Consider the following 19,610-nt stretch of genomic DNA (forward strand, 5'->3'; position numbering starts at 1 on the left):
TCGTAGATGATCGGGCACCTGTGGTGCCGGCGGAATGGGCGAGAACTACTGGGCCAGGATTTGGGCTAGTCGGTCCAGAACCAGTGCGACTTTCGGCTTCTTCGAATTTTCTGGCTTCAACGCAAAGATGGAACGCGCCAGCCGGATTTCCGGGGCGTCGACAATGCGGATGCCCTTGGGGGCATTGGCCATGGCCAGGTCTGGGACCAGTGCCGCACCGAGTCCCGAGGAGACCAGGCTCAGCGAGGCGTTGAAGTCGTCGCAGTAGGCTGCCACCTGGGGATGGATGTTGTACGAGGAGAACAGCCGGGAAATCAATGTCGCATCCGAGGTGCCCGGGTGATGGAAGATCCACGGCCACTCTGCCAGCTGGTCCACGGTGAGCTGGGAGTCGTCGGCAATGGGCCATGACGCGGGGATCACCACGCGGAACTGGTCATCACCCAGCCAGGTGCGTTCCAGCGAGGCCGGCCAGGACAGCCCGCCGGGTCCTACCTGGAAGATCAGGGCCAGATCGAGATCGCCGCCGGTGCCCAGGCCGGCGACGGTCTGCTGCGGTTCGCCGATCCACAAGCGCAGGTTGACGCCCAGGGAGGCCCAATCGGGGGCTTTGAGTATTTGCGGCAGCGCATAGGTTGCCAGCGAAGGGAAGATGCCCAGCTTGATTTCTTCAAGATCCGTGGCATCGGTAGAGATCGTGGCGACGTCGGCCATGAGTGCGTCAAGGTCGGTCAGCACGCGCTTTGCGTGGCGGACCATGCGCATGGCTCCCGGGGTGGGGGTGATCGAACGGGCGCCGCGGACGAACAAGGTAGTCCCGGTGCTGCGTTCCAGCGCTGTCATCTGCTGGGATACAGCACTGGCCGTGTAGCCGAGGCGTGTCGCGGCCGTGGCAAAGGAACGATGCGCGACTACTTCAAGCAGGGTGCGCAGGTGAACTGGATTAATCACTTCTAAAGTCTATGGCCTTTAGCCCAAGATTTGCTTAGCCGCGACGCTAGTCTTCGTCCTCTGGTTCAAACCGCTCGTCTTCACCGTCTTCCGAATCATCGCTGGGGAATTCATTATCCAGATCTTCTTCGGTCTCCAGATCGTCATCATAGAGGTATTGGCGCTGGGCCAGCGGGTCATGATTTCTCATGGTCTCCGGCATGTCGCTGGAGCCCTCGTAGGCCTGTGAATCACGGCCATCATCTGGCTCATAGATGTCGTTGCCGAATTCCGGCGCGAACTCTGCCGGTTCAAATTCCCTGCTCATGACGTACTCCTTCGCTCTTACGAGGGATCCGCCAGGAAGCCGGGGGATTCTCCTCGTGACTTCTCGTAGCACCAGCGTAGGACCGTAAAACCCGAAACGAAAGTCTTGTTTTATCGGTCAGGGAGTGAATGACTTATTAATGATCGTGTTCGGAATAGTGCTCCAGCAGCGGAGAGGCGCGATAGGCCAAATGCGTGTGCAACGCGAAGGTGGTTTCCGAGCGGGTGACGCCCTTGATGCGCAAAATTTGACGCAGTGCAGACTGCAGCTGGTGGGTGTCGGTGGCGATCAGCCGGACCCAGGCATCGCCGCGCCCGGAGGTCTCGTGGATTTCCAGGACATTGGGAATCTGCCGCAGCGCGGTGATCACCGTATCAAGGTCCCGGTGATTAACTTCCAGGGTGACGAAGGCGAGCACGTCGTAGCCTAGCTTGGCGAGGTCGATGTCCCGTCCGCCATCACGCAGAATTTCCGAACGCTGCAGGCGGCGCAACCTTGACTGCGCCGTGTTGCGGGCAATGCCAACCTCATCAGCCAGTTCAGAGATCTGGATGCGCGGATCCTTGATGAGGGCAAGCAGTACTTTGAGGTCTACGTCGTCTAATCGCACTATATGCTCACTCCAGGCGCTCTCGAAGGCCACTATTTTGACCAAACTGCTCAAATCCTAGCAAGAATTCATTCGGCTTGCTTTGAAAGCAGGGATATTAGTGAAAGAACGATCTGTTGCAGTAGACAAACTCAAGCAGAACGCTCAACTCACCGGTGGGGCAGCGAGTGGCTCCACCGGTAAAAATTTTTCAGGACGATCCTGGGCGCCAAGGCCTCAGCTAATTTGATACCGGGAGTGAACGTGTCAGTCATCAGCGAACTGCGCATGCAACCCATGCGACACCGCACCCTATCCTGGAATCCCGGATTAACCACACGGCTGGTTATCACGGTAGCGGTCAGTTTCCTGCTGTTGGTTGGCGCCAACCTGGCCACCCCGCTGTATCCGGCACTGCAGGCAGAACTGCACCTTGGGGCAATGGGAACGACCGTCGCCTTCGCCAGCTACGTCTGCTCGCTGATGTTCTTCTTGTGCACCGTGGGCCACTGGTCCGATCACATCGGCCGCCGTGCCGCCCTGGTGATCGCAGTGCTCGTATCCCTGGCCGGAACCTTCGTCTTCGGTTCGGCTTCCAGTCTCCTTGAGCTGTGCGTCGGTCGTGGACTGCAAGGAGCCGGTGTCGCCCTGGCAACTGGTGCCAGTGCCGCCGCGCTGCGCGAGCTGCTGCCATCCAAGCCTGAGTGGGCATCGCGCTTCACCCTGCTGGCTTCTTCCGGCGGCGTGGCCTTCGGCCCGGCTCTGGGCGGCTTGCTGGCTGACCTTCCTGGTGGACGCAGCACCGTGTTCATGCTCCAGGCGGTGCTCCTGGTGCTGGTGATGATTCCGCTGAGCACACTCCAGGCCCGACCGGCAATCGCCATGGCTGAACGCGGCCAGCGCGGCAAGGCGCTGGCGCCGCGGCGCTTGGGCATTCCCAGCACCGCGCGTTCCCAATTCTGGCTGGCAGCAATGGTGGGCTTCTTGAGCTTCGCAATCTTCGGATTTGTGCTCTCGCTCGCTCCGGGATACTTTGCGCAAGCCTTTGACCTGGAGGGGCTGTGGATCATCGGGCTGATTGCCGGGCTGCCTTTGGGCGTCTCGGCGCTCTCGCAGGTGGTGGTGCGCGGCGGCGCAAAACTCTTGCCCGCAGGTTTGGGCCTGATGGCAGTATCAACCGTCTTGCTGGCGGTAGCCGCTGAACACACACTGTTGTTCCTCGCATTGCTGGCCTTGGTGATTCTTGGCTTGGGCCAGGGAATGAGTTTCCGAACGGCCTTTGGCCGGGCAGTCGATGCCGTTAGCGACCGGCAGCATGCCCAGACGGTGTCGACCATTTACCTGGTGACCTACCTTGGCAGCGCAGTACCGGTGATTGCCCTGGGCTGGGCTGTGGGAGTCTTCGGCCAAGAAGCCAGCATTCTGGTTTTCGCCATCTGCTGCTCGGTGCTGGCTGCCGGCTTGGGATTGTGGGCTATCGTCTCGCAGCGCTCCAAAAACTAGCCTTAAAAAACTATGTCCCGGCCAATTGCCGGGACATAGTGCTTTAACGACTTACTTGGCTGCGGCCAGCTCGCTGGCTTTGGCCGTGATCATGACCGAGTCCAGCCGATCTTGCTCTGCAGTGGGGTAATGGATGGTAATCAGCTCATCTGCCTGAGCGGCTGTGGCGAAATGCTGAAGGTAGTCTGCCACCTGCTCGCCGGTGCCCACCGCCGTGTATCGCATCATGTCGAGGATTTGCTCCGCCTGGGGAGTGTCCATGAGCATATCTACTTCTGCTTCAGTGAAGTCTTTCTTGGCATTGCGGCCCAGGAAGCTGGCCACGCGGTGACGCTTGGCAACGTTGAGCACTTCATGGGCCTTCTCGGCGGTTTCTGCTGCGGCTACGCCGACCCCGGCGATGACGTAAGGCTCGGCCAGCTGGGCCGATGGGGTGAACTCCTCGCGGTAGACGCGGATCGCTTCATGCAGGGCCGCAGGAGCGAAGTGGGAGGCGAAGGAGTAGGGCAGGCCCAGCTGGGCGGCGAGCTTTGCGCCAAATAGCGAGGATCCCAGGATGTACAGGGGGACGTTGGTCCCGGCGCCCGGGGTTGCCTGCACCGTGGGAATGCGCGACTCGCCAGCCAGGTAGGCCTGGAGCTCCAGAACATCATGGGGGAAGGAATCGGCGGCCGAAGGCTCGCGGCGCAATGCGCGCAACGTGGTCATGTCGGTGCCCGGCGCACGCCCCAGGCCCAAATCAATGCGATCCCCGTAGATGGAGGCCAAGGTGCCGAACTGTTCAGCAATCACCAAAGGTGAGTGGTTGGGCAGCATGACGCCACCTGAACCCAGTCGAATGGTTTCAGTGTGATGGGCTACGTGGCTGATGACCAGCGAGGTGGCGCTGGAGGCGATGGTCGGCATGTTGTGGTGCTCGGCATACCAGACGCGTTCGTAGCCATGGCGTTCAGCGGTTTGCGCCAGTCGGACGGAGGACTTGAAAGAGTCGGAAATACTTTGCCCGGGTGCGACCGGGGCAAGATCCAGAATTGAAAGCTTCACCTTTAATGTAACCAGCGTGTGCAATAAAGTATTCCGGGAAGTGACCGCCTCAATATAAAAAGATGGCCACCCAGTGGGTGGCCATCTTTTGAAAAGTCAGGCGTTAGCCAAAGACCTTCTTTAGAGAGCGCGGATGTCTGCAGCCTGCAGACCCTTTGGACCCTCTACAACTTCGAACTCGACCTTCTGGCCTTCGTCCAGGGTGCGGAAGCCCTGGGTCTGGATGGCGGTGAAGTGAGCGAAGACATCTGGGTCTCCGCTGTCTGGAGCGATGAAGCCGAAGCCCTTTTCAGCGTTGAACCACTTTACGATTCCGGTTGCCATATTACTTTTTGGTCCTTTCAGACGTTCCTCGCCAGTTTTTTGTTGGCGAGCTTGGTTGTAATCTACGCAAGTGCTGCAACCCGTGGAGGACAGCTATTCTTGCGAAGCAGCCAAGTCATTCACTTCACGTCTAGAAGGGGGCTCGCGTCAACCGAGGTGGTTCGACATTCACATACTTCTAACGGGTACTTCGCGAATTACTTTGGAACTACTCTGCCTAGCCTACGTGTTTGCCGTCGACAATTGAATAACTTTGAACCAATTAATCAAAAATTTGGTTAAGTGGTTCGTTGAGTTCACCGAATTGCCGGTTTGATGACGCGCAATACGAGAACTGCAGCCACCAATGACAACAGGCTGGCGATACTCGAGGTGAGTAATACACCGTGGTCGAAGGCCTGCGCGGCAGACTCAATGAGCGCCTGCGCGTCGCTGCCATTCAGGGACGACGCCACCTGGTGCGCCCCGCCCAGTGTTTCGCTGGCCAGTTCGGTTTGCTCCGGGCTCAGCGAACCAGGCACAAGCAGCTTCGAGGAATATACGGAATTCAAGATGGTGCCCAGCACTGCCACGCCCAAGACCGAACCAATCTCATACGCCGTCTCCGAAATTGCTGATGCGGCCCCGGCCTTGGGAGCGGGAACAGCCGCCAAGGTCATGTCGTTGGACAGGGTCTCGGTCATGCCGATGCCGGTTCCCAGCAGCGCGAACGCCACCATGAGCAGGACAGCATTGGACCCCTCGCCAGCCACCATGACCAGCACATAGGCAATGGCCGAGAAAAGCAGGCCCACGGCCATGATGTTCGGCGATCCGAAGCGGCGGGAGAGGGCGACGGCCACCAGCCCGAAGAGCATGGTGAGCACCAGCCCCGGAGTCATCCACAGCCCGGCTTCAATCGGGCTCAGGCCGGCGATCAGCTGCAGGTGCTGGGAGACAAAGTAGATGAAACCGACCAGCGAGAACACGCCGATGAGGTTAACCATCAAGGCTCCGGAAAACGGGGCGTTCTTGAACAGGCGCACGTCGAGCATCGGGGATTCTTGCTTCAGCTGGCGGCGCACAAAGGCCACACCGCAAATTACAGCCACGGCCACCGCAGCAACCAGGACAAACCATGGCGCGGTGGTGAAGGACTTAATGGCGTAGGTGAAGGGCAACAACGCGAAAATGATCAGCACAATTGACAGCGGATCAACGCGTCCCGGATTCGGGTCCTTGGATTCAGGCACCAGAATCAGGCCACCGATCAGCAACGGCAAGAGCATTGGCACGGCCATCAGGAAGACTGATCCCCACCAGAAGTGCTCCAGCAGCAGGCCGCCGACAATCGGGCCTAGGACCGCGCCACCGGAGAATGCCGCCGCCCACACCGCGACGGCTGCACGGCGTTCGGTGGCGTCCGGGAAGATGGTGCGGATCAGCGACAGGGTTGCCGGCATGAGCATGGCGCCAAAGATGCCAAGCAGTGCACGGGCTGCCACCAGCTGTTCGGCATTGGTGGCAAAGGCCGCGACGGCCGAGACCAGAGCGAATCCTGTGGCACCAATCAATAGCAGCCGGCGCCGGCCGATGCGGTCTCCAAACGAACCCATTGGAACCAAGAGGCCTGCCAGGACCAGAGGATAAATATCGATGATCCACAGCAGCTGGTTGCCGCTGGGGGAGAGCGCGGCGGTAATGGCAGGTACTGCGAATGACAGGACGGTGTTGTCCACGGAAATGAGCAGGACCGGGAAGATGAGAACAGCTAACGCCGCCCAGCGGCGCGGCTTGCTGAGAACCGTGGCGCGTTCGGAGATGTTTGAGCTCATGGCTTTCACCCTTTGGGGTTTCGTGATTGGACGGTGGAGATGACCACTCCCGTTAACTATACCGTCCAGACGGTACAGTTACAATTGGCGATAAGGTTAAATCGCTCACCACCCAATAGAACGGAGAACCATGGCCCGCCCACCAGCTGCCCGCGGCAAAGTGCTGGACGCCTATATTGCGCTGCTATGCGAAGAAGGGGAGCGCGCGGCGACGCTGGATGCCACTGCGGCTCGTGCCGGAGTTTCCAAAGGGGGCCTGCTCTACCACTTCGCTTCCAAAGATGCACTGGCAGAAGCCGTTATCGAAGAGGCTGAAGTGCATATAGCTCGAGACGTGGAAGCCATGAGCAGCGCGGAGGAAGGCGGGGCCGCCTACTTCATCCGCACGAGCTCCGAAGTGGACACGGAACTAGACCGTCATCTGGTCGCCCTGCACCGATTGGCTCAGGCAGGAGTCGTGAATGCCACCGAGAAAATTGAAAGCACCAACGAACGCTGGTACCGGAGCATTCTCGATGACGTTGGCAGCAAGGACCTGGCTCATTTGGTCATGCTCACCGGTGAAGGGCTCTATGCCGAGCTCTCGCTTCCGGGCACATGGTACCAGCGTAATTTTGATGGTGAGCTCGATCGGTTACTACAGTTGGTCTCAACACTAAAAAAGTTGGGAAATCTCAACGAACACTGAGCAGAAAGACTTCAATGGCGAAAGACAGCGTTGCTACCTCCATCCGCTCACGGATAGGAGCTCTACTTGGCATCCTGCTGCTGGCCCTATCGCTGCGCGCCGCTGTTGTCTCGGTGTCACCGCTGCTGGCCCGCATTGAAGCCGACATTCCCTTCACCGAATTCACCACGGGATTGCTGGCCATGCTGGCACCGATCGCTTTTGCGATTTTCGGCTTGCTCACCCCAAGGCTGATCAAATCCTTCGGTTTGGAAAAAACGCTGATCATTTCGCTTGCGCTGGCTGTGGTGGGCCAGTTGGCCCGCGTCTTCATGCCCGAGGTGTACTCATTCCTGGCGCTGTCGATTGTCACCCTTGCCGGCTATGGCATGGGCAACGTGGTTCTGCCGCCGCTGGTGAAGAAATATTTCCCTGAACGAATCGGGCTGGTCACCAGCGGCTATGTCACGATGCTGGCCATCGGAACCTGGATGGCGCCGCAATTCTCAGTCCCGATGGCCAACCTGAGCAACTGGAAAATCTCCATCGGTTCCTGGGCGCTGCTCTCCAGCCTCGTGCTGATCCCGTGGATGGTGCAGCTCTTTGCTGACCGTGGCGTCAAGCGTCCGGAACACCCGGTCAATGCGAGCGGGGCTGCGCACCCCATTGCCAAAATCAATCCATGGAAGTCCAAAGTTGCCTGGGGCCTTGCCATCTACCTTGCCGGCAACTCGGCTCAAACCTACGTGTACTTCACCTGGCTGCCGCCATACCTGCAAAATCGTGGCCTCGACGAATTGACCGCAGGAAATATGCTTGCCCTGTTTGCCATCCTCGGCCTGCCAGTAAGCCTGCTGGTTCCACTGTGGGTTCCCCGGCTGAAAAACCCGATTGTCGCGGTGCTGATTTTCACTGCCTGCTGGATCATCGGACACCTGGGCATCTTCCTGTCGCCAACCCATAACACTGCGCTGTGGGTTTGCGCTGCCGGACTGGGCCAGGGAACGTTTGCCATTGCCTTGCTGATGATGAACCTGCGTTCACGCACCACCTACGGTTCGGGCGTGCTCTCGGGCTTTGCCCAGGGCCTGGGCTACGCCGGGGCGGCCATCGTGCCGATGCTCTTTGGCCTGGTGCAAAAGGCCACGGATTCATGGGGTGCCGCATTCTCAATGCTCGCTGGCTGTGTGGTTGTGATGCTCATCGGCGCGGTGATCATCAACCCGCCACGCACTATCGAGGACGATTCCCCGAGCACCGAAGATCTGGGAAAGCTCGAGCGCATCGACTGAGAAGCCAGAAGCATCCGCAGCTGCCCCTAGAAGTGCCGCTGGGGACCATCCGGCGCCGGAGGATTCTGATGGGCACGGTGCCAGTGGCCGGCAGCCAGCGGAACCGACCAGCCAAAACGCAGTGACGCCACACGAATGAGGAAGGCCAACGCCGCGATCGCTGCACCCACCGGAACGCTCATGAATCCCAGATGCCACGCGATGGCGGTGAGCCCAGATCCCACCATGGCAGCCAGCGCGTAGATATCGCGCGGGTTGAAGAGGTCTGGAGTCACATTGGAAATGACGTCTCGCAGCAGTCCACCGCCAACGCTGGTGATCACGCCCAGCAACACTGCCGTCACCGGATTGAACTGATGCTCCAGGGCCTTCAACGTCCCGGTCACGCAAAACAGTCCCAGCCCGGCAGCGTCAAAAAGCTGAACCAGGCGGTGCAGCTTCTGAACGGCGGGCGTGAACGCATAGACGCACAGCGCGGCCAAGACCGGAGGTACAAAATAGATCGGGTGTTCAAAGGTTGCCGGCGACTGATTGAGAATCACGTCGCGGACCAGCCCTCCGCCCAAGCCGCACACTCCGCCGAGGAAGGCCGATCCCAGAATATCGAATCCCCTGCGGGCGGCCATCAAGGATCCTGCCACGGCAAAGAAGAAAATACCGACGAGTTCAATCAGGATGTACATTCCAGTGCCTCAAGCGGGGTCGGCGACGTGTGGTCAATGACCAATTATTACCCGAAGTGCCGATCAGCAAAGAATCTTAGCGATCCTGGCCAGGGTGTTGTGGTTCCGGGTAGTCAGAACCCGTAGCTTGGCCTGGGCCTGAACCAGCTTCGCCACTGGATCGGTAGTACTGGTTCCCTTGGACGCGATCCACTGCACTGCACGACCCGTGACCAAGAAGCCGCGCGGATCATCCAGGGCCTGGATGGCCTGCCCCAGCTCTTGGGCATCCTGCGCGCTATGGCACAAGGTGAGATAACCATGATGCTGCTCCACGGGTTCGGGCAACGGCAGCCCGAATGGCCCAGCCAAGTCCTCGATCTCCTTTTGGGTGAAAACCAGGGTTGGGATTTCTCGTTGGTAGTACGTGCGCAAAAGATCATTGCACCGGCCTTGGATTATCAACGGATCCGGGATGTCGGAGGCGAGCACCACGTTGCCGCTCGCCAGCAGCGTCTTGACGTCGCTGAACCCACCGTCCTGAAGCAGGAGCGCGAGGTCCTTCATCAGCACCTTGACGCCGCCAACATTCACGCCCCGGAGGAACACGGCATATTTGCTCATCGTTTTATCCCAGCTCGTCGGAATCATACTTTCGGAGGGTCGTTCTGCAACCCAAAGATCGCTAGGATCAAGAATATGCCTATGCACTTGCCTTTCGGATCCTGGCCCTCATCAATCACGGCTCAAGACGTTGCAGCGGGGACTAAACCATTAGGCGGCGCCTGCTTCTTCAAAGACCGCGTCATAGTCCAGGAAGGGCGCCCCGCAGAAGGCGGCCGAATCACGCTGGTGGAATACGGCACCGATGGCCAACACGGCAAAGAACTGGTCAATGCACCGTATAACGTCCGCTCACGGGTTCACGAATATGGCGGCTCCAGCTGGATGCTGGACGAATCGGGAGCTGGCAAGATCATCTTCTCCAATTTTGCCGACCAACGCGTGTACACGGTAGGCATTGGCGAGCATCAACCGGCGCCGTTGACCCCGGCCAGCACGGTCGAGGGCGACCCGCAACTGCGCTTTGCAGAATTCACCCGCGGCCCCGAGGGCAGCATCCTTGCCATCATGGAAGACCTTCGCGGCGAGCCCGTGCGCCATATCGTGCAAATCCCGCTCGATGGCAGTGCAGCTCAAGAGCTCTCCAATATCAGGATCCTGAGCGAACCTGCGCGATTTGTGGCTGCCCCGCGGCTCAGCCCCAATGGCCAGAAGCTGTCCTGGATCAGCTGGGAGCATCCGAACATGCCTTGGGATTCCACCTATTTGCACCTGGCTGGATTCTCCGAAACCGGAGTGCTGGAGAGCGAAGTGATTGCCGGCGGAGCAGAAGAATCCGTCATGCAGCCCGAATGGCTGGACGATGACCGGCTGGCATTCATCTCCGATGCCAGCGGCTGGTGGAACCCCTATGTGTACCAGAACGGTTCTTCGCGTACCACTCGCCTTGTTGACCGCCCGGCAGAATTCGCCGGACCCTTATGGCAGGTCGGGACCAGCTGGTACCTGGTCGAAAATCAACACACCCTGTTGTGCTCCTACGGAACAGGAACCACATCCCTGGCCCGCGTGCATTCGGACACCGGGGGATTAGACGATCTTGAATTGCCCTTCACCCGTGTCCGGCCTTTTGCCGTCAACGATGACTGGCTGTTGGCCGGAACCTCATCGATGACCCATGGCGAAGAGATCACCCTGATCAACCTCGAATCCTTGGAACACCACGCGGTGACCCGGTCCATGGAGAACTTGCCAGAAGCAGGGATGCTGCCATCTGTTGAAGAATTCCAATGCAAGAACCTTGCCGGACAGTCGGTGCACGCATTGCTCTATCGTCCGGCCCAAGACGGCATGGCCGGGATGGACGGTGAACTGCCACCCTTCGTCACCTTTGTCCACGGCGGACCAACCAGCCAGGCCTCGGCGACGTTGAGCGCGGCGGTGGCCTATTACACCTCGCGCGGCATTGGCGTGGTGGACGTGAACTACGGTGGCTCGACGGGATATGGCCGCGAATACCGCAACCGATTGCGTGGAGCCTGGGGTGTTGTTGACGTTTCCGATACGGTCGCCGTAATCCACGCCTTGGTCGGACAAAAGATTGCTGACCCGGCACGCATTGGCATCGAAGGCGGAAGTGCCGGAGGATGGACCGTGCTGTGCGCATTGACCTTCTCGGATGTTTTTACCGCTGGCATCAGCCGGTATGGCGTCTCCGATTTGGTAGGTCTGGTTCAAGACACCCACGACTTCGAATCCCAGTACATGTTCTCACTGGTTGGCCCATATCCGCAGGCCGCGGATCTCTACGAGAAGCGCGCACCGATCAACCACGTTTCAAAGATCTCCTGCCCGGTTTTGCTCCTGCAGGGTGATGAAGACAAAGTGGTTCCGCCAGCTCAGTCGCAAGTGGTCGCTGACGCGCTCGCCGAACGAGGCATAGCTCATGCGTACATCCTTTTTGAAGGCGAACAGCATGGCTTCAGAAAGTCTGAAAATATTGTGCGGGCGCTGGAAAGCTCGTTGGCGTTCTACTCGCAAATCTTTGATTTCGAGGCTGACGTTCCAGCCATCGAATTATCCTAGACGCGGGCGCTGTGGGGAACTACAGCTCGGTGTCGGGCTCCTGCCAGGAAGTGCGCAAGCGATCCATTTCGCGGCGATCCTTCTTGGTGGGGCGCCCTGCGCCGCGTTCGCGCACAGGAACCTGCGGTATGACGACACGTTCTCGGGGCGGCGTATGGTCCAAGTAGCACTTGGTGGCCACGGGAGCTGAAACGCGCTTGGAAAGCAGGCCCGTGATTTCAAGGTCACGGTCAAATCCATCTTTGCGCACACGGACGCGGTCACCTGCAACGACAGTCTGGGAAGCCTTGACCGGGTCGCCGTTTAAACGCACGTGACCTGCGCGGCACGCAGCCGTCGCTGCGGATCGTGTTTTGTAAATTCGCACGGACCACAACCAGGCATCGAGTCTGACTTTGCCGCTGGTGGGAATCTCAACCATGAGAAAAGTCTAGAACACCGGCATAGTGGCCAGGGCGCAGTCAGTTGCTTTCAGCTGCAGCGTTGTCGCAAGCTTCCTTGAGCCGGTCCTGCAAAGCGACAGGAGCCTGGTCGCCGGCATCAGCGAGGTCGTTAAGTACCTGGACCATCTCTTCGGGCAGTCCGCCGCCATCCACTGATTTCACGATGGAAGACAAGACACGCAGCTCGCTGGAGTCAATGGTGCCATCCTGTATTGGAGCGCAGGCCTGGCGAACAATCTCCTTGCTAGCGGCATCCGTGAGCTGATTGGCTGCGCTCGATGCAGTGTCCTGGACAACGGAGCATCCGGCGCTGAGAACCACCACCGATGTGATGGCAAACAGTGTTGCTGCCTTACGAACTTTAACTTTCCCCATGGAACTAAATCCTAACCATTAATGTTGAATTTCTGCTGAATGCCAACCGAGTCGATCATCTGAACTTTGCAGCCAGTGAGGCACAATGGATCGGTGAACAGCGAGCAGAAGAACACCAGCAATGACCGTGCCATCCAAGAGCGAATTGTCGCCCAGCTGGCTCAGGAGCTATCCATTGAATCCACGGTCGCCGTCTGGCAGATCAAGGCAGCCGTAGAACTACTCGATTCGGGATCAACGGTTCCGTTCATTGCCCGCTATCGCAAAGAAGCAACTGGCATGCTCAGCGACAGCCAATTGCGTTTGCTCGAAGAACGCCTGCGCTACCTGCGTGAATTGGAAGATCGCCGCGCCACGATCCTCGACGCGATCAATGAGTCCGGCAAGCTGACCGAGCAGTTGTCCGCCACGATTGCCGCGGCCACCACTAAAGCTGAACTTGAAGACATTTACCTGCCGTTCAAGTCCAAGCGTCGCTCCAAGGCGCAGATTGCCCGCGAAGCAGGCTTGGAACCGTTGGCGGACTTATTGCTTTCCACCCCGGACACCGAACCCCTGCAGGCTGCCGCCGGATACCTCAACGCAGAGGCAGGATTCGCTACCGAAGCTGATGTTCTTTCCGGTGCACGTTCCATCGTGACCGAACGAGTCTCCCAAGATGTGGTGCTCGCAAGCGAACTTCGTGAACGCCTTTGGAACAAGGGCAAGATCAGTGCCAGTGTTTCCAGTACTGCCACCGCAGAAGGCCAGGGGAAATACTCCGATTACTTGGACTATGTTGCGAACCTGGACCGACTGCCTTCGCACCGGGTCTTGGCGCTCTTGCGCGGTGAACGCGAGGGAGTCCTGAACCTCCAGCTGGCTGAAGCAGATCCGCGTGACGAGGATGCTCTGGCCCAGGCACGCCAGGGTTTCGAAAATGCCATAATCGCATCATTGGGCCTGAACGTACCAGCGGGTGCGGCGACGGCGTCCTGGATTTCCCAAACTGTTCGCTTGGCTTGGAAGGCCCGTTTGCTCACGCGCTTCGAGTCAGACTTGCGTTCGCGGCTGTTTGAAGCAGCGGAAGACGAGTCGGTTAAGATCTTTGCCGCGAATCTTCGCGACGTCCTGTTGGCAGCACCCGCGGGAAACAAGGCCGTTCTGGGATTGGATCCGGGCCTGCGTACCGGTGTGAAGGTTGCGGTAGTCGACCTCACTGGAAAGTCTGTTGAGACAGCCACGATCTACCCGCATGCTCCTGCCAAGAAGTGGGATGAGTCGGTGGCCACCTTGGCCCGGCTGGCGAAGAAGCATGGCACAACCCTGATCGCGGTAGGCAACGGAACAGCAGGGCGTGAAACCGATCGATTGGCAGCTGAAGTCATCAAGGTGCTTGGCGGCTCCGGGATCAGCAAGGTGATCGTTTCCGAGGCTGGAGCATCTGTCTACTCCGCCTCCGAGCTGGCCAGCCAGGAGCTGCCCGGAATGGATGTTTCCCTGCGCGGAGCGGTGTCGATTGCACGCCGCCTCCAAGATCCGCTGGCGGAGCTGGTCAAGATTGATCCGAAGTCCATTGGCGTCGGCCAGTACCAGCATGACGTCACGGCATCGAAGCTGGATCGTGCGTTGGATGCTGTGGTTGAGGACTGTGTGAACGCGGTGGGCGTTGACGTGAATACAGCATCGCCGGCATTGCTGTCGCGGGTTGCCGGAGTCGGACCGCTGTTGAGCCGGAATATTGTTGATCACCGAAATGCCAATGGTCCCTTTGCCACGCGCAAGGACCTGCTCAAGGTGCCACGTTTGGGCGCGAAGGCATTTGAGCAGTGCGCCGGCTTCTTGCGGATCACCGGAGGCAAGGAAATGCTGGATGCATCTTCGGTGCACCCGGAAGCCTATGCATTGGCCAAGACGCTGCAGAAAACCGCCCAGGAGCAGGGCCGCAGGCTGGAAGAGCTGAAGCCCCAGGACTTTGTGACCGAGCAATTCGGGGAGCCCACCATTCGAGATGTGATTTCTGAATTGCGTCGTCCAGCTCGAGATCCTCGTGGCGAGTTTGTCACGGCCTCGCTGAAGGAAGGCGTTGAAACCATCAGCGACGTCAAGCCGGGAATGATCCTGGAAGGCACCGTATCCAACGTCGCTGCCTTTGGCGCCTTTGTTGATTTAGGTGTTCATCAGGACGGACTCATTCACGTCTCGGCGATGAGCACCAAATTCATTTCTGATCCACGCGAAGTGGTCAGTTCCGGGCAGATCGTCAAGGTAAAGGTTCTGGAAGTCGATACGTCACGGAAGCGCATTTCACTAACCTTGCGTCTGGATGATGAATTGCCGGTGGCCGGTGAAGCGGCCAAGGGTGCTGCTCCGCGAGAGCGTCGGCACGCAGGCGCAGGCGCTTCCGGCGCTCGCAATGGGCAGAATCGCAGCGGCCAAAACCGCAGGCAGGGGAATCAAGAACCTAAATCTTCGGCATCGGGTAATACTGCTGTGGCAGAAGCGCTGCGTCGTGCTGGGCTGAACCGGTAATTAAGGTGGCTTCGGTTTACCTAACCTTTTTTAGCATCGGCTAGGTTAACCTGCTGTCAACGTGGGGCGATTCCCTAATTCAAGTTGGACTAAGTGTGTCCAAACTTCGGTGACAAGTTGGCAAAAGAGACCTAGTCTAAAGACATGGACCTTACAGGAAAACTGGCAGAAGCCTTCAGCACCCAGGTAACTCTCGAACTAACCGCAGCGACGGTGTACCGTCAGCTGGCAGTTGAAATGGACGTCATGAGCCTTCCCGGCATTGCTGGATGGTTCCGTGCGCAAGCTGGCGAGGAAATCGTCCACGCGGAAAAGTTCATCACGCACATGACCGACCGTTCAGCTCACCCGAAGATTGGCGAGCAGCCAGCGCCAGAAGTGAATGTCAAGAACGTCGCTGACGCTTTTGCCGCTTCGCTGGCTCATGAGCAGAAAGTCTCCGAAGCCATTCGCGAACTGTACCGACTGGCTCAGACCGAAGGTGACATCGACTCTTTGCCATTGCTGCACTGGTTTATCGACGAGCAGATTGAGGAAGAAGCAACCGTCTCTGAAATTCTGGATCGCGTGAAGCTAATCGGCAACGATGGAAGTGGCCTCCTGCGTTTGGATGCAGAGCTCGGTTCGCGTTCTTCAGGCGACTAGCGGACTAAGAAGCACGCATCTTCTAAAAATGGAATAAACTTAGGGAAGCAACCGGTGGTTGCTTCCCTAAGTTTTCATTTGAGGTGGTCGTGAACCAAGTGGGCTTACCACAAAAATCGGCTTTGACGTCGTCAGTAGCACTTACGCATCGGACGACTGCCTCGCTCAAACTGCGCAAAGGCGCAGGTCGGCACTATGTTGTCCAGAGCAACCTTGCCCACGGCACCGAACTTGCCCTCATCGAAGTCAAAGGCTCATGGGCTCATGTCTTTGTTCACGCAACCTACGGTTGGCTGCCGGAGATCTACCTGGAGCCAATTCCTGAGGTTTTTGATGAACCGGCCATTGCCGACGAAGACGACGAGTATGCAGAACCTGTGCTCTCGCGTTATTCGCTGATTGAGGCCACTCATGTCACTACGGCCACTCTGAACTTGCGCAAGGGCAGCGGGACCGGTTATCCGGTTCTCAAGGTCATTGACCAGGGAAGCAAGGTTCGTTCCATGCTTCAGCAAGGCCTATGGTCTCAGGTCCAGGCAGGCAAGCTATTAGGCTGGGTTCCCAGCATGTATCTGCAAGAGATCCCTTCGAGACCCGCCAAGGGCGGCTTGATCGCAGTACCCAATCAGCGGGCGCTAACCACAATTCGTCTTAATGCCCGTCGCGGACCGGGCGACCATTACTCGCTCGTACGCATTCTTCCTGCGGACACTGCAGTCGTTATCGTGGCGCGTCAGGGTGCTTGGCGCCGTATTGATCGCGATGGCGAGGAAATGTGGATCCCCGCCAGCCAATTGCGGACGGTTTATTAAGCGATTTTGAGATCAGCCGAGGTAACCAGGCCTGCTTCGGCCGCAATGACTGCCAACTGAACGCGATTTGAAACGCTGAGCTCGTCCATGACACGGGCAAGGTGAAGCTTGACCGATCCCTCGGAGATATGCGCAAGACGCGAAATCTGAGCATTGGTCAGGCCCGCCGCAACGTGGCGAACTAATCCGCGATCCCGGTCTCCTAATTCGCGGAACGCTTCTTGATGAATTGAGCGGCGAACGACGCGTGAAGCGGGCTCCCAACCGTCAGTTGGCGCCGCGAAGAGCTGGTATCCCGCGACAAGCATTCGCAGTGCGCAAGGCAATTCTGAGCTGATTGAGCTCTTGGAAATGAGCGCAGCGCTACCGGCATCGTAAGCCTGCGCGAGTTCACTGCGCTTGTAGCGCGAAGCCATCACGACTACTTTTGTTTGCGGTGTTGCTTCAGAGATCTCGCGAATGGCGCTGTATAGGTTCTGGCCGTCCAGCGTCGACTCAATCAAGATAATGTCTGGCTTCTGTTCAAGGGCTCCAGCGATGGCATCTGCCATTGAGTCCGTGATGTTTTCTAGATCGAAGTCCTCAGTGTTGGAGAGAACCGTGGAGATGCCTGCACGCGAAAAATAATCGCTATCGGCTAGATGAACGCGAATACGCGACATTCAAGAAACCTCGTCCTAAAAAGCTACAAACCTGGTCGGAAACCCCAACCGTACCCCTGCTTAGCTAGTCGTCTGCAGGTACGCCCAGTTTATAACCAGTTAGACAAGTTGTTTTGCTTGATGAGTAACAATCTGACAACAATCGGAACTGTTTTAAGTGGAACCTCTAGTAAATCCTTAGGTCAAGTCCCATATCAACTTGGATTCTTACAAAAAGTAGATAATAAATTACTGACCGGTATGACCTGAAAGCTAACGAAAATGGCCGTTTGGTCAAAAAAATTGACCTGAGTATGCCAAGAAATAGCTGAAAGAATCCTGTGAGTGCAAGCAGTGCTTCCGTAGAGTCAAATAGGGACTTTAACAAGGGTTCAAGATCACAACCAACTTTTGGAGGACATTGGTGCAAGCGATTAATTTGCCACCATCGAAGGGAACCGGTCGCCGTACGGCGAGGCGCGTACTTTCTGGGGCGGTAGTGGCCAGCCTATTCGTGGCGCCGACCGTAACAGCCGCGTACGCGGCACCAGCCGATGGCTCTGAGGCTCTTGGACGAGTCCTCGATCTAAATCTTCTAGACATTCCTGTTGCCGATGCGGGGTTCGCATACGCGGGAAACCCGAGCTCGCCAGATGCAAAGCATAACCCTCTGAACGTTGAGGCGCTGGGAGCTTTGAACCTGAACCTGGGTTCAGGACTAAGTGCACTTCCACTAATAAATTCCGACGGGTCAGGACTTCTGACTCTGGGCGAAGCCGGATTGCTCAGCTCGTATGCTGAGGCGCCTAGCTCCACGAGCGCAAAATCAGCAGCTGGTGCAGTTAGCTCGGACGGAACGATTGCCGTCGATTCGGCAAATTCTGGCGCGATGACTGCAAATGTTGATTTGACTAGGCTTTTGGATCAGCTGCAAGTCAGCGGGCTAACTGACCAGCTTGTAGATGAAGCATCATTGGAAATCGGCGCCCTCGGGTCCAAGGCCGACAAGACTGACGGAACCCTGTCGACTGACTACTTGGTTGCTGGTGCCACTGCAACCGTTAGCAGCCCCGCTGTTGGCGGTCTGACCAGCTCGTTGGGAACTGTCGTTGATGGTCTGGGCACTACGCTCAACACGGCTCTGTCTTCCGATGGTGTGCTCGGCACCATCACTTCGGGTCTTGACGCGATCGATATTGATTTGCGCCCGCTGGCCCGCATTGGTGTCACTGATTCCACGGTTGCGCTCAATGGCGTCGACGCTGCACTGCAGCAAGTCAAGGATGACATCCTTACGGGTGTTATTACCTCGGATACCGGCTTGGTGAGCATCGACCTCGGTACGGGTGACATCAGCGTCGATCTGTCCAAGATCACCACCGGTGGGCTCAACGGCAAGCCGGCCAACTATGAAGTGCTAAGCGCGACCGCTGTTCAAGAAATCGCAGACGAGATTACTCTCGCACTGTCCAATTTGGTCACTGACCTTCGCGATAGCCTTGTTGCTTCACTTGATCAGATTGACATTGTGGTCAACCTCGGTCTGGAAGCTAGCTTGCTCGTTCCACTCGCCGACGGTACGGCAACGGTGGAAGGCAGCGTTGCCAGCTTCCTGGGGTTGGTACCAGAAGAACCAACTACCAACGTTGACTTGACACTGGCCGGCTTGAATCTAGGCTCGCTGATCACCCCACTGACTGCAGGTGTTGTAAGCGTAGTTGGCGACGCATTGGGTACCGTTGTTAACCCAGTTATCGACGGATTGCCAGGAGTTATTACCGGAGTAGTTGATGGCGTTACTGATCCTCTGGAACCCGTTATCGAAGGTGTGCTTAACGAAATTGTTGAGATTACCGTCAACGAGCAGGGAACCACGGTAATTGACGATCCAAATAGCGATCCTGACTCCACTGAGGAGGGTGACTTTGTCACTGCTTTGTCAGTAGAGCTATTGCCAGCAATGGGCGAAGCTGCGAACAAGGTATCTTTCGCCCGTTCGGAAGTCCGCGCAGCGGACGAAGCGCCAACTGAAGCCCCAGTGGTCATTGAAACACCAACTGATGGACAGGAATTTACCGAGGGTGATCCTGTCGATGTCTCCGGTACGGCAGAGCCAGGTAAGACCATTACTGTGACTCTCGACGGCGACGATGCAGCGGCTCAGGAAGTCATTGTTGGCGACGACGGCAAGTGGACGGCTACGTTTGAGGGCCTGACCGAAGGTCCTCATACTGCCGTTGCCACCGATGGCGACGACGACGAAGAGTCTACAGACGAAGTTTCATTCACGGTCGTTGTTTCGAACACCGATGTGAACACCGCGGACAACACCGATGTGAACACTGCGGAGAACACCGACGTGAACACCGATGTGAACACTG

General features: G+C 57.8%; 19 protein-coding genes. 8 read left to right on the forward strand and 11 right to left on the reverse strand.

Features of this window, described 5'->3' with window-relative positions; genetic code table 11:
* Positions 1 to 45: 45 nt before the first annotated feature.
* From H6F58_RS03545 to H6F58_RS03555, 3 genes are all read right to left on the reverse strand, one after another.
* Positions 46 to 951, reverse strand: coding sequence for a LysR family transcriptional regulator (locus H6F58_RS03545; protein WP_146276121.1), 906 nt, complete (start codon positions 949 to 951; stop codon positions 46 to 48).
* A gap of 46 nt (positions 952 to 997) precedes the next feature.
* The gene (locus H6F58_RS03550; RefSeq protein ID WP_060702500.1) at positions 998 to 1,258 is read right to left on the reverse strand and encodes a hypothetical protein; all 261 of its coding nucleotides are present in this window, start codon (positions 1,256 to 1,258) and stop codon (positions 998 to 1,000) included.
* A gap of 136 nt (positions 1,259 to 1,394) precedes the next feature.
* Positions 1,395 to 1,871, reverse strand: coding sequence for an Lrp/AsnC family transcriptional regulator (locus H6F58_RS03555; RefSeq protein ID WP_060703478.1), 477 nt, complete (start codon positions 1,869 to 1,871; stop codon positions 1,395 to 1,397).
* A gap of 240 nt (positions 1,872 to 2,111) precedes the next feature.
* On the opposite strand from H6F58_RS03555, the gene H6F58_RS03560 reads away from it, so the two are divergent.
* A complete protein-coding gene (locus H6F58_RS03560; RefSeq protein ID WP_195181092.1) occupies positions 2,112 to 3,350 on the forward strand; it encodes an MFS transporter in 1,239 nt (412 codons plus the stop codon).
* Positions 3,351 to 3,401: 51 nt separating this feature from the next.
* Here H6F58_RS03560 and H6F58_RS03565 read toward each other — a convergent pair whose 3' ends face one another.
* From H6F58_RS03565 to H6F58_RS03575, 3 genes are all read right to left on the reverse strand, one after another.
* The gene (locus tag H6F58_RS03565; protein ID WP_098945515.1) at positions 3,402 to 4,394 is read right to left on the reverse strand and encodes an LLM class flavin-dependent oxidoreductase; all 993 of its coding nucleotides are present in this window, start codon (positions 4,392 to 4,394) and stop codon (positions 3,402 to 3,404) included.
* Between the two features lie 120 nt (positions 4,395 to 4,514).
* Positions 4,515 to 4,718 carry a cold-shock protein gene (locus H6F58_RS03570; protein ID WP_028268826.1) on the reverse strand — a complete coding sequence of 68 codons (204 nt, stop codon included), beginning with the start codon at positions 4,716 to 4,718 and terminating at the stop codon, positions 4,515 to 4,517.
* Positions 4,719 to 5,014: 296 nt separating this feature from the next.
* On the reverse strand, positions 5,015 to 6,532 hold the full coding sequence (locus H6F58_RS03575) for an MFS transporter (RefSeq protein WP_146276114.1): 1,518 nt from the start codon (positions 6,530 to 6,532) through the stop codon (positions 5,015 to 5,017).
* A gap of 130 nt (positions 6,533 to 6,662) precedes the next feature.
* On the opposite strand from H6F58_RS03575, the gene H6F58_RS03580 reads away from it, so the two are divergent.
* Positions 6,663 to 7,220 carry a TetR/AcrR family transcriptional regulator gene (locus H6F58_RS03580; RefSeq protein ID WP_195181093.1) on the forward strand — a complete coding sequence of 186 codons (558 nt, stop codon included), beginning with the start codon at positions 6,663 to 6,665 and terminating at the stop codon, positions 7,218 to 7,220.
* Positions 7,221 to 7,234: 14 nt separating this feature from the next.
* Positions 7,235 to 8,491, forward strand: coding sequence for an MFS transporter (locus H6F58_RS03585; protein ID WP_195181094.1), 1,257 nt, complete (start codon positions 7,235 to 7,237; stop codon positions 8,489 to 8,491).
* A gap of 26 nt (positions 8,492 to 8,517) precedes the next feature.
* On the opposite strand, the gene H6F58_RS03590 is transcribed toward H6F58_RS03585, so the two are convergent.
* Both H6F58_RS03590 and H6F58_RS03595 read right to left on the reverse strand, forming a co-directional pair.
* A complete protein-coding gene (locus H6F58_RS03590) occupies positions 8,518 to 9,174 on the reverse strand; it encodes a TRIC cation channel family protein (protein ID WP_060702496.1) in 657 nt (218 codons plus the stop codon).
* A 63-nt stretch (positions 9,175 to 9,237) separates the two neighbouring features.
* Positions 9,238 to 9,777, reverse strand: a complete 540-nt coding sequence (locus H6F58_RS03595; RefSeq protein WP_195181095.1) for a DUF1697 domain-containing protein — start codon at positions 9,775 to 9,777, stop codon at positions 9,238 to 9,240.
* Positions 9,778 to 9,852: 75 nt separating this feature from the next.
* Between H6F58_RS03595 and H6F58_RS03600 the strand changes: the two genes are divergently transcribed.
* Entirely contained in the window at positions 9,853 to 11,802 is a 1,950-nt protein-coding gene (locus H6F58_RS03600; protein WP_195181096.1) for a prolyl oligopeptidase family serine peptidase, read from the forward strand.
* Positions 11,803 to 11,821: 19 nt separating this feature from the next.
* Here H6F58_RS03600 and H6F58_RS03605 read toward each other — a convergent pair whose 3' ends face one another.
* Entirely contained in the window at positions 11,822 to 12,223 is a 402-nt protein-coding gene (locus H6F58_RS03605; RefSeq protein ID WP_171919640.1) for an RNA-binding S4 domain-containing protein, read from the reverse strand.
* Positions 12,224 to 12,263: 40 nt separating this feature from the next.
* Positions 12,264 to 12,620, reverse strand: coding sequence for a hypothetical protein (locus tag H6F58_RS03610; protein ID WP_060702492.1), 357 nt, complete (start codon positions 12,618 to 12,620; stop codon positions 12,264 to 12,266).
* Between the two features lie 93 nt (positions 12,621 to 12,713).
* Between H6F58_RS03610 and H6F58_RS03615 the strand changes: the two genes are divergently transcribed.
* The 3 genes from H6F58_RS03615 to H6F58_RS18390 all read left to right on the forward strand — a co-directional run bounded on the left by H6F58_RS03615 (position 12,714) and on the right by H6F58_RS18390 (position 16,588).
* Positions 12,714 to 15,131, forward strand: a complete 2,418-nt coding sequence (locus tag H6F58_RS03615) for a Tex family protein (protein ID WP_195181097.1) — start codon at positions 12,714 to 12,716, stop codon at positions 15,129 to 15,131.
* Between the two features lie 144 nt (positions 15,132 to 15,275).
* A complete protein-coding gene (locus H6F58_RS03620; RefSeq protein ID WP_060702490.1) occupies positions 15,276 to 15,776 on the forward strand; it encodes a ferritin in 501 nt (166 codons plus the stop codon).
* 89 nt (positions 15,777 to 15,865) lie between these two features.
* Positions 15,866 to 16,588, forward strand: coding sequence for an SH3 domain-containing protein (locus tag H6F58_RS18390; protein ID WP_146276100.1), 723 nt, complete (start codon positions 15,866 to 15,868; stop codon positions 16,586 to 16,588).
* On the opposite strand, the gene H6F58_RS03630 is transcribed toward H6F58_RS18390, so the two are convergent.
* On the reverse strand, positions 16,585 to 17,250 hold the full coding sequence (locus H6F58_RS03630) for a response regulator transcription factor (protein WP_060702488.1): 666 nt from the start codon (positions 17,248 to 17,250) through the stop codon (positions 16,585 to 16,587). The two genes, H6F58_RS18390 and H6F58_RS03630, sit on opposite strands and share 4 nt — an antisense overlap.
* Positions 17,251 to 17,743: 493 nt before the next feature.
* On the opposite strand from H6F58_RS03630, the gene H6F58_RS03635 reads away from it, so the two are divergent.
* On the forward strand, positions 17,744 to 19,610 hold a 1,867-nt coding region (locus H6F58_RS03635; protein ID WP_206693406.1), incomplete at its 3' end, for a choice-of-anchor G family protein.

Source organism: Glutamicibacter sp. FBE19 (genome assembly GCF_015524875.1).
Lineage (GTDB): Bacteria > Actinomycetota > Actinomycetes > Actinomycetales > Micrococcaceae > Glutamicibacter > Glutamicibacter halophytocola.

Bases quoted from the DNA above. Each gene is read 5' to 3' on its own strand.
- H6F58_RS03550 (WP_060702500.1), bottom strand. From the start codon at position 1,258: ATGAGCAGGGAATTTGAACCGGCAGAGTTCGCGCCGGAATTCGGCAAC.
- H6F58_RS03570 (WP_028268826.1), bottom strand. From the start codon at position 4,718: ATGGCAACCGGAATCGTAAAGTGGTTCAACGCTGAAAAGGGCTTCGGC.
- H6F58_RS03575 (WP_146276114.1), bottom strand. From the start codon at position 6,532: ATGAGCTCAAACATCTCCGAACGCGCCACGGTTCTCAGCAAGCCGCGC.
- H6F58_RS03580 (WP_195181093.1), top strand. From the start codon at position 6,663: ATGGCCCGCCCACCAGCTGCCCGCGGCAAAGTGCTGGACGCCTATATT.
- H6F58_RS03585 (WP_195181094.1), top strand. From the start codon at position 7,235: ATGGCGAAAGACAGCGTTGCTACCTCCATCCGCTCACGGATAGGAGCT.
- H6F58_RS03590 (WP_060702496.1), bottom strand. From the start codon at position 9,174: ATGTACATCCTGATTGAACTCGTCGGTATTTTCTTCTTTGCCGTGGCA.
- H6F58_RS03595 (WP_195181095.1), bottom strand. From the start codon at position 9,777: ATGAGCAAATATGCCGTGTTCCTCCGGGGCGTGAATGTTGGCGGCGTC.
- H6F58_RS03600 (WP_195181096.1), top strand. From the start codon at position 9,853: ATGCCTATGCACTTGCCTTTCGGATCCTGGCCCTCATCAATCACGGCT.
- H6F58_RS03605 (WP_171919640.1), bottom strand. From the start codon at position 12,223: ATGGTTGAGATTCCCACCAGCGGCAAAGTCAGACTCGATGCCTGGTTG.
- H6F58_RS03610 (WP_060702492.1), bottom strand. From the start codon at position 12,620: ATGGGGAAAGTTAAAGTTCGTAAGGCAGCAACACTGTTTGCCATCACA.
- H6F58_RS03620 (WP_060702490.1), top strand. From the start codon at position 15,276: ATGGACCTTACAGGAAAACTGGCAGAAGCCTTCAGCACCCAGGTAACT.
- H6F58_RS03630 (WP_060702488.1), bottom strand. From the start codon at position 17,250: ATGTCGCGTATTCGCGTTCATCTAGCCGATAGCGATTATTTTTCGCGT.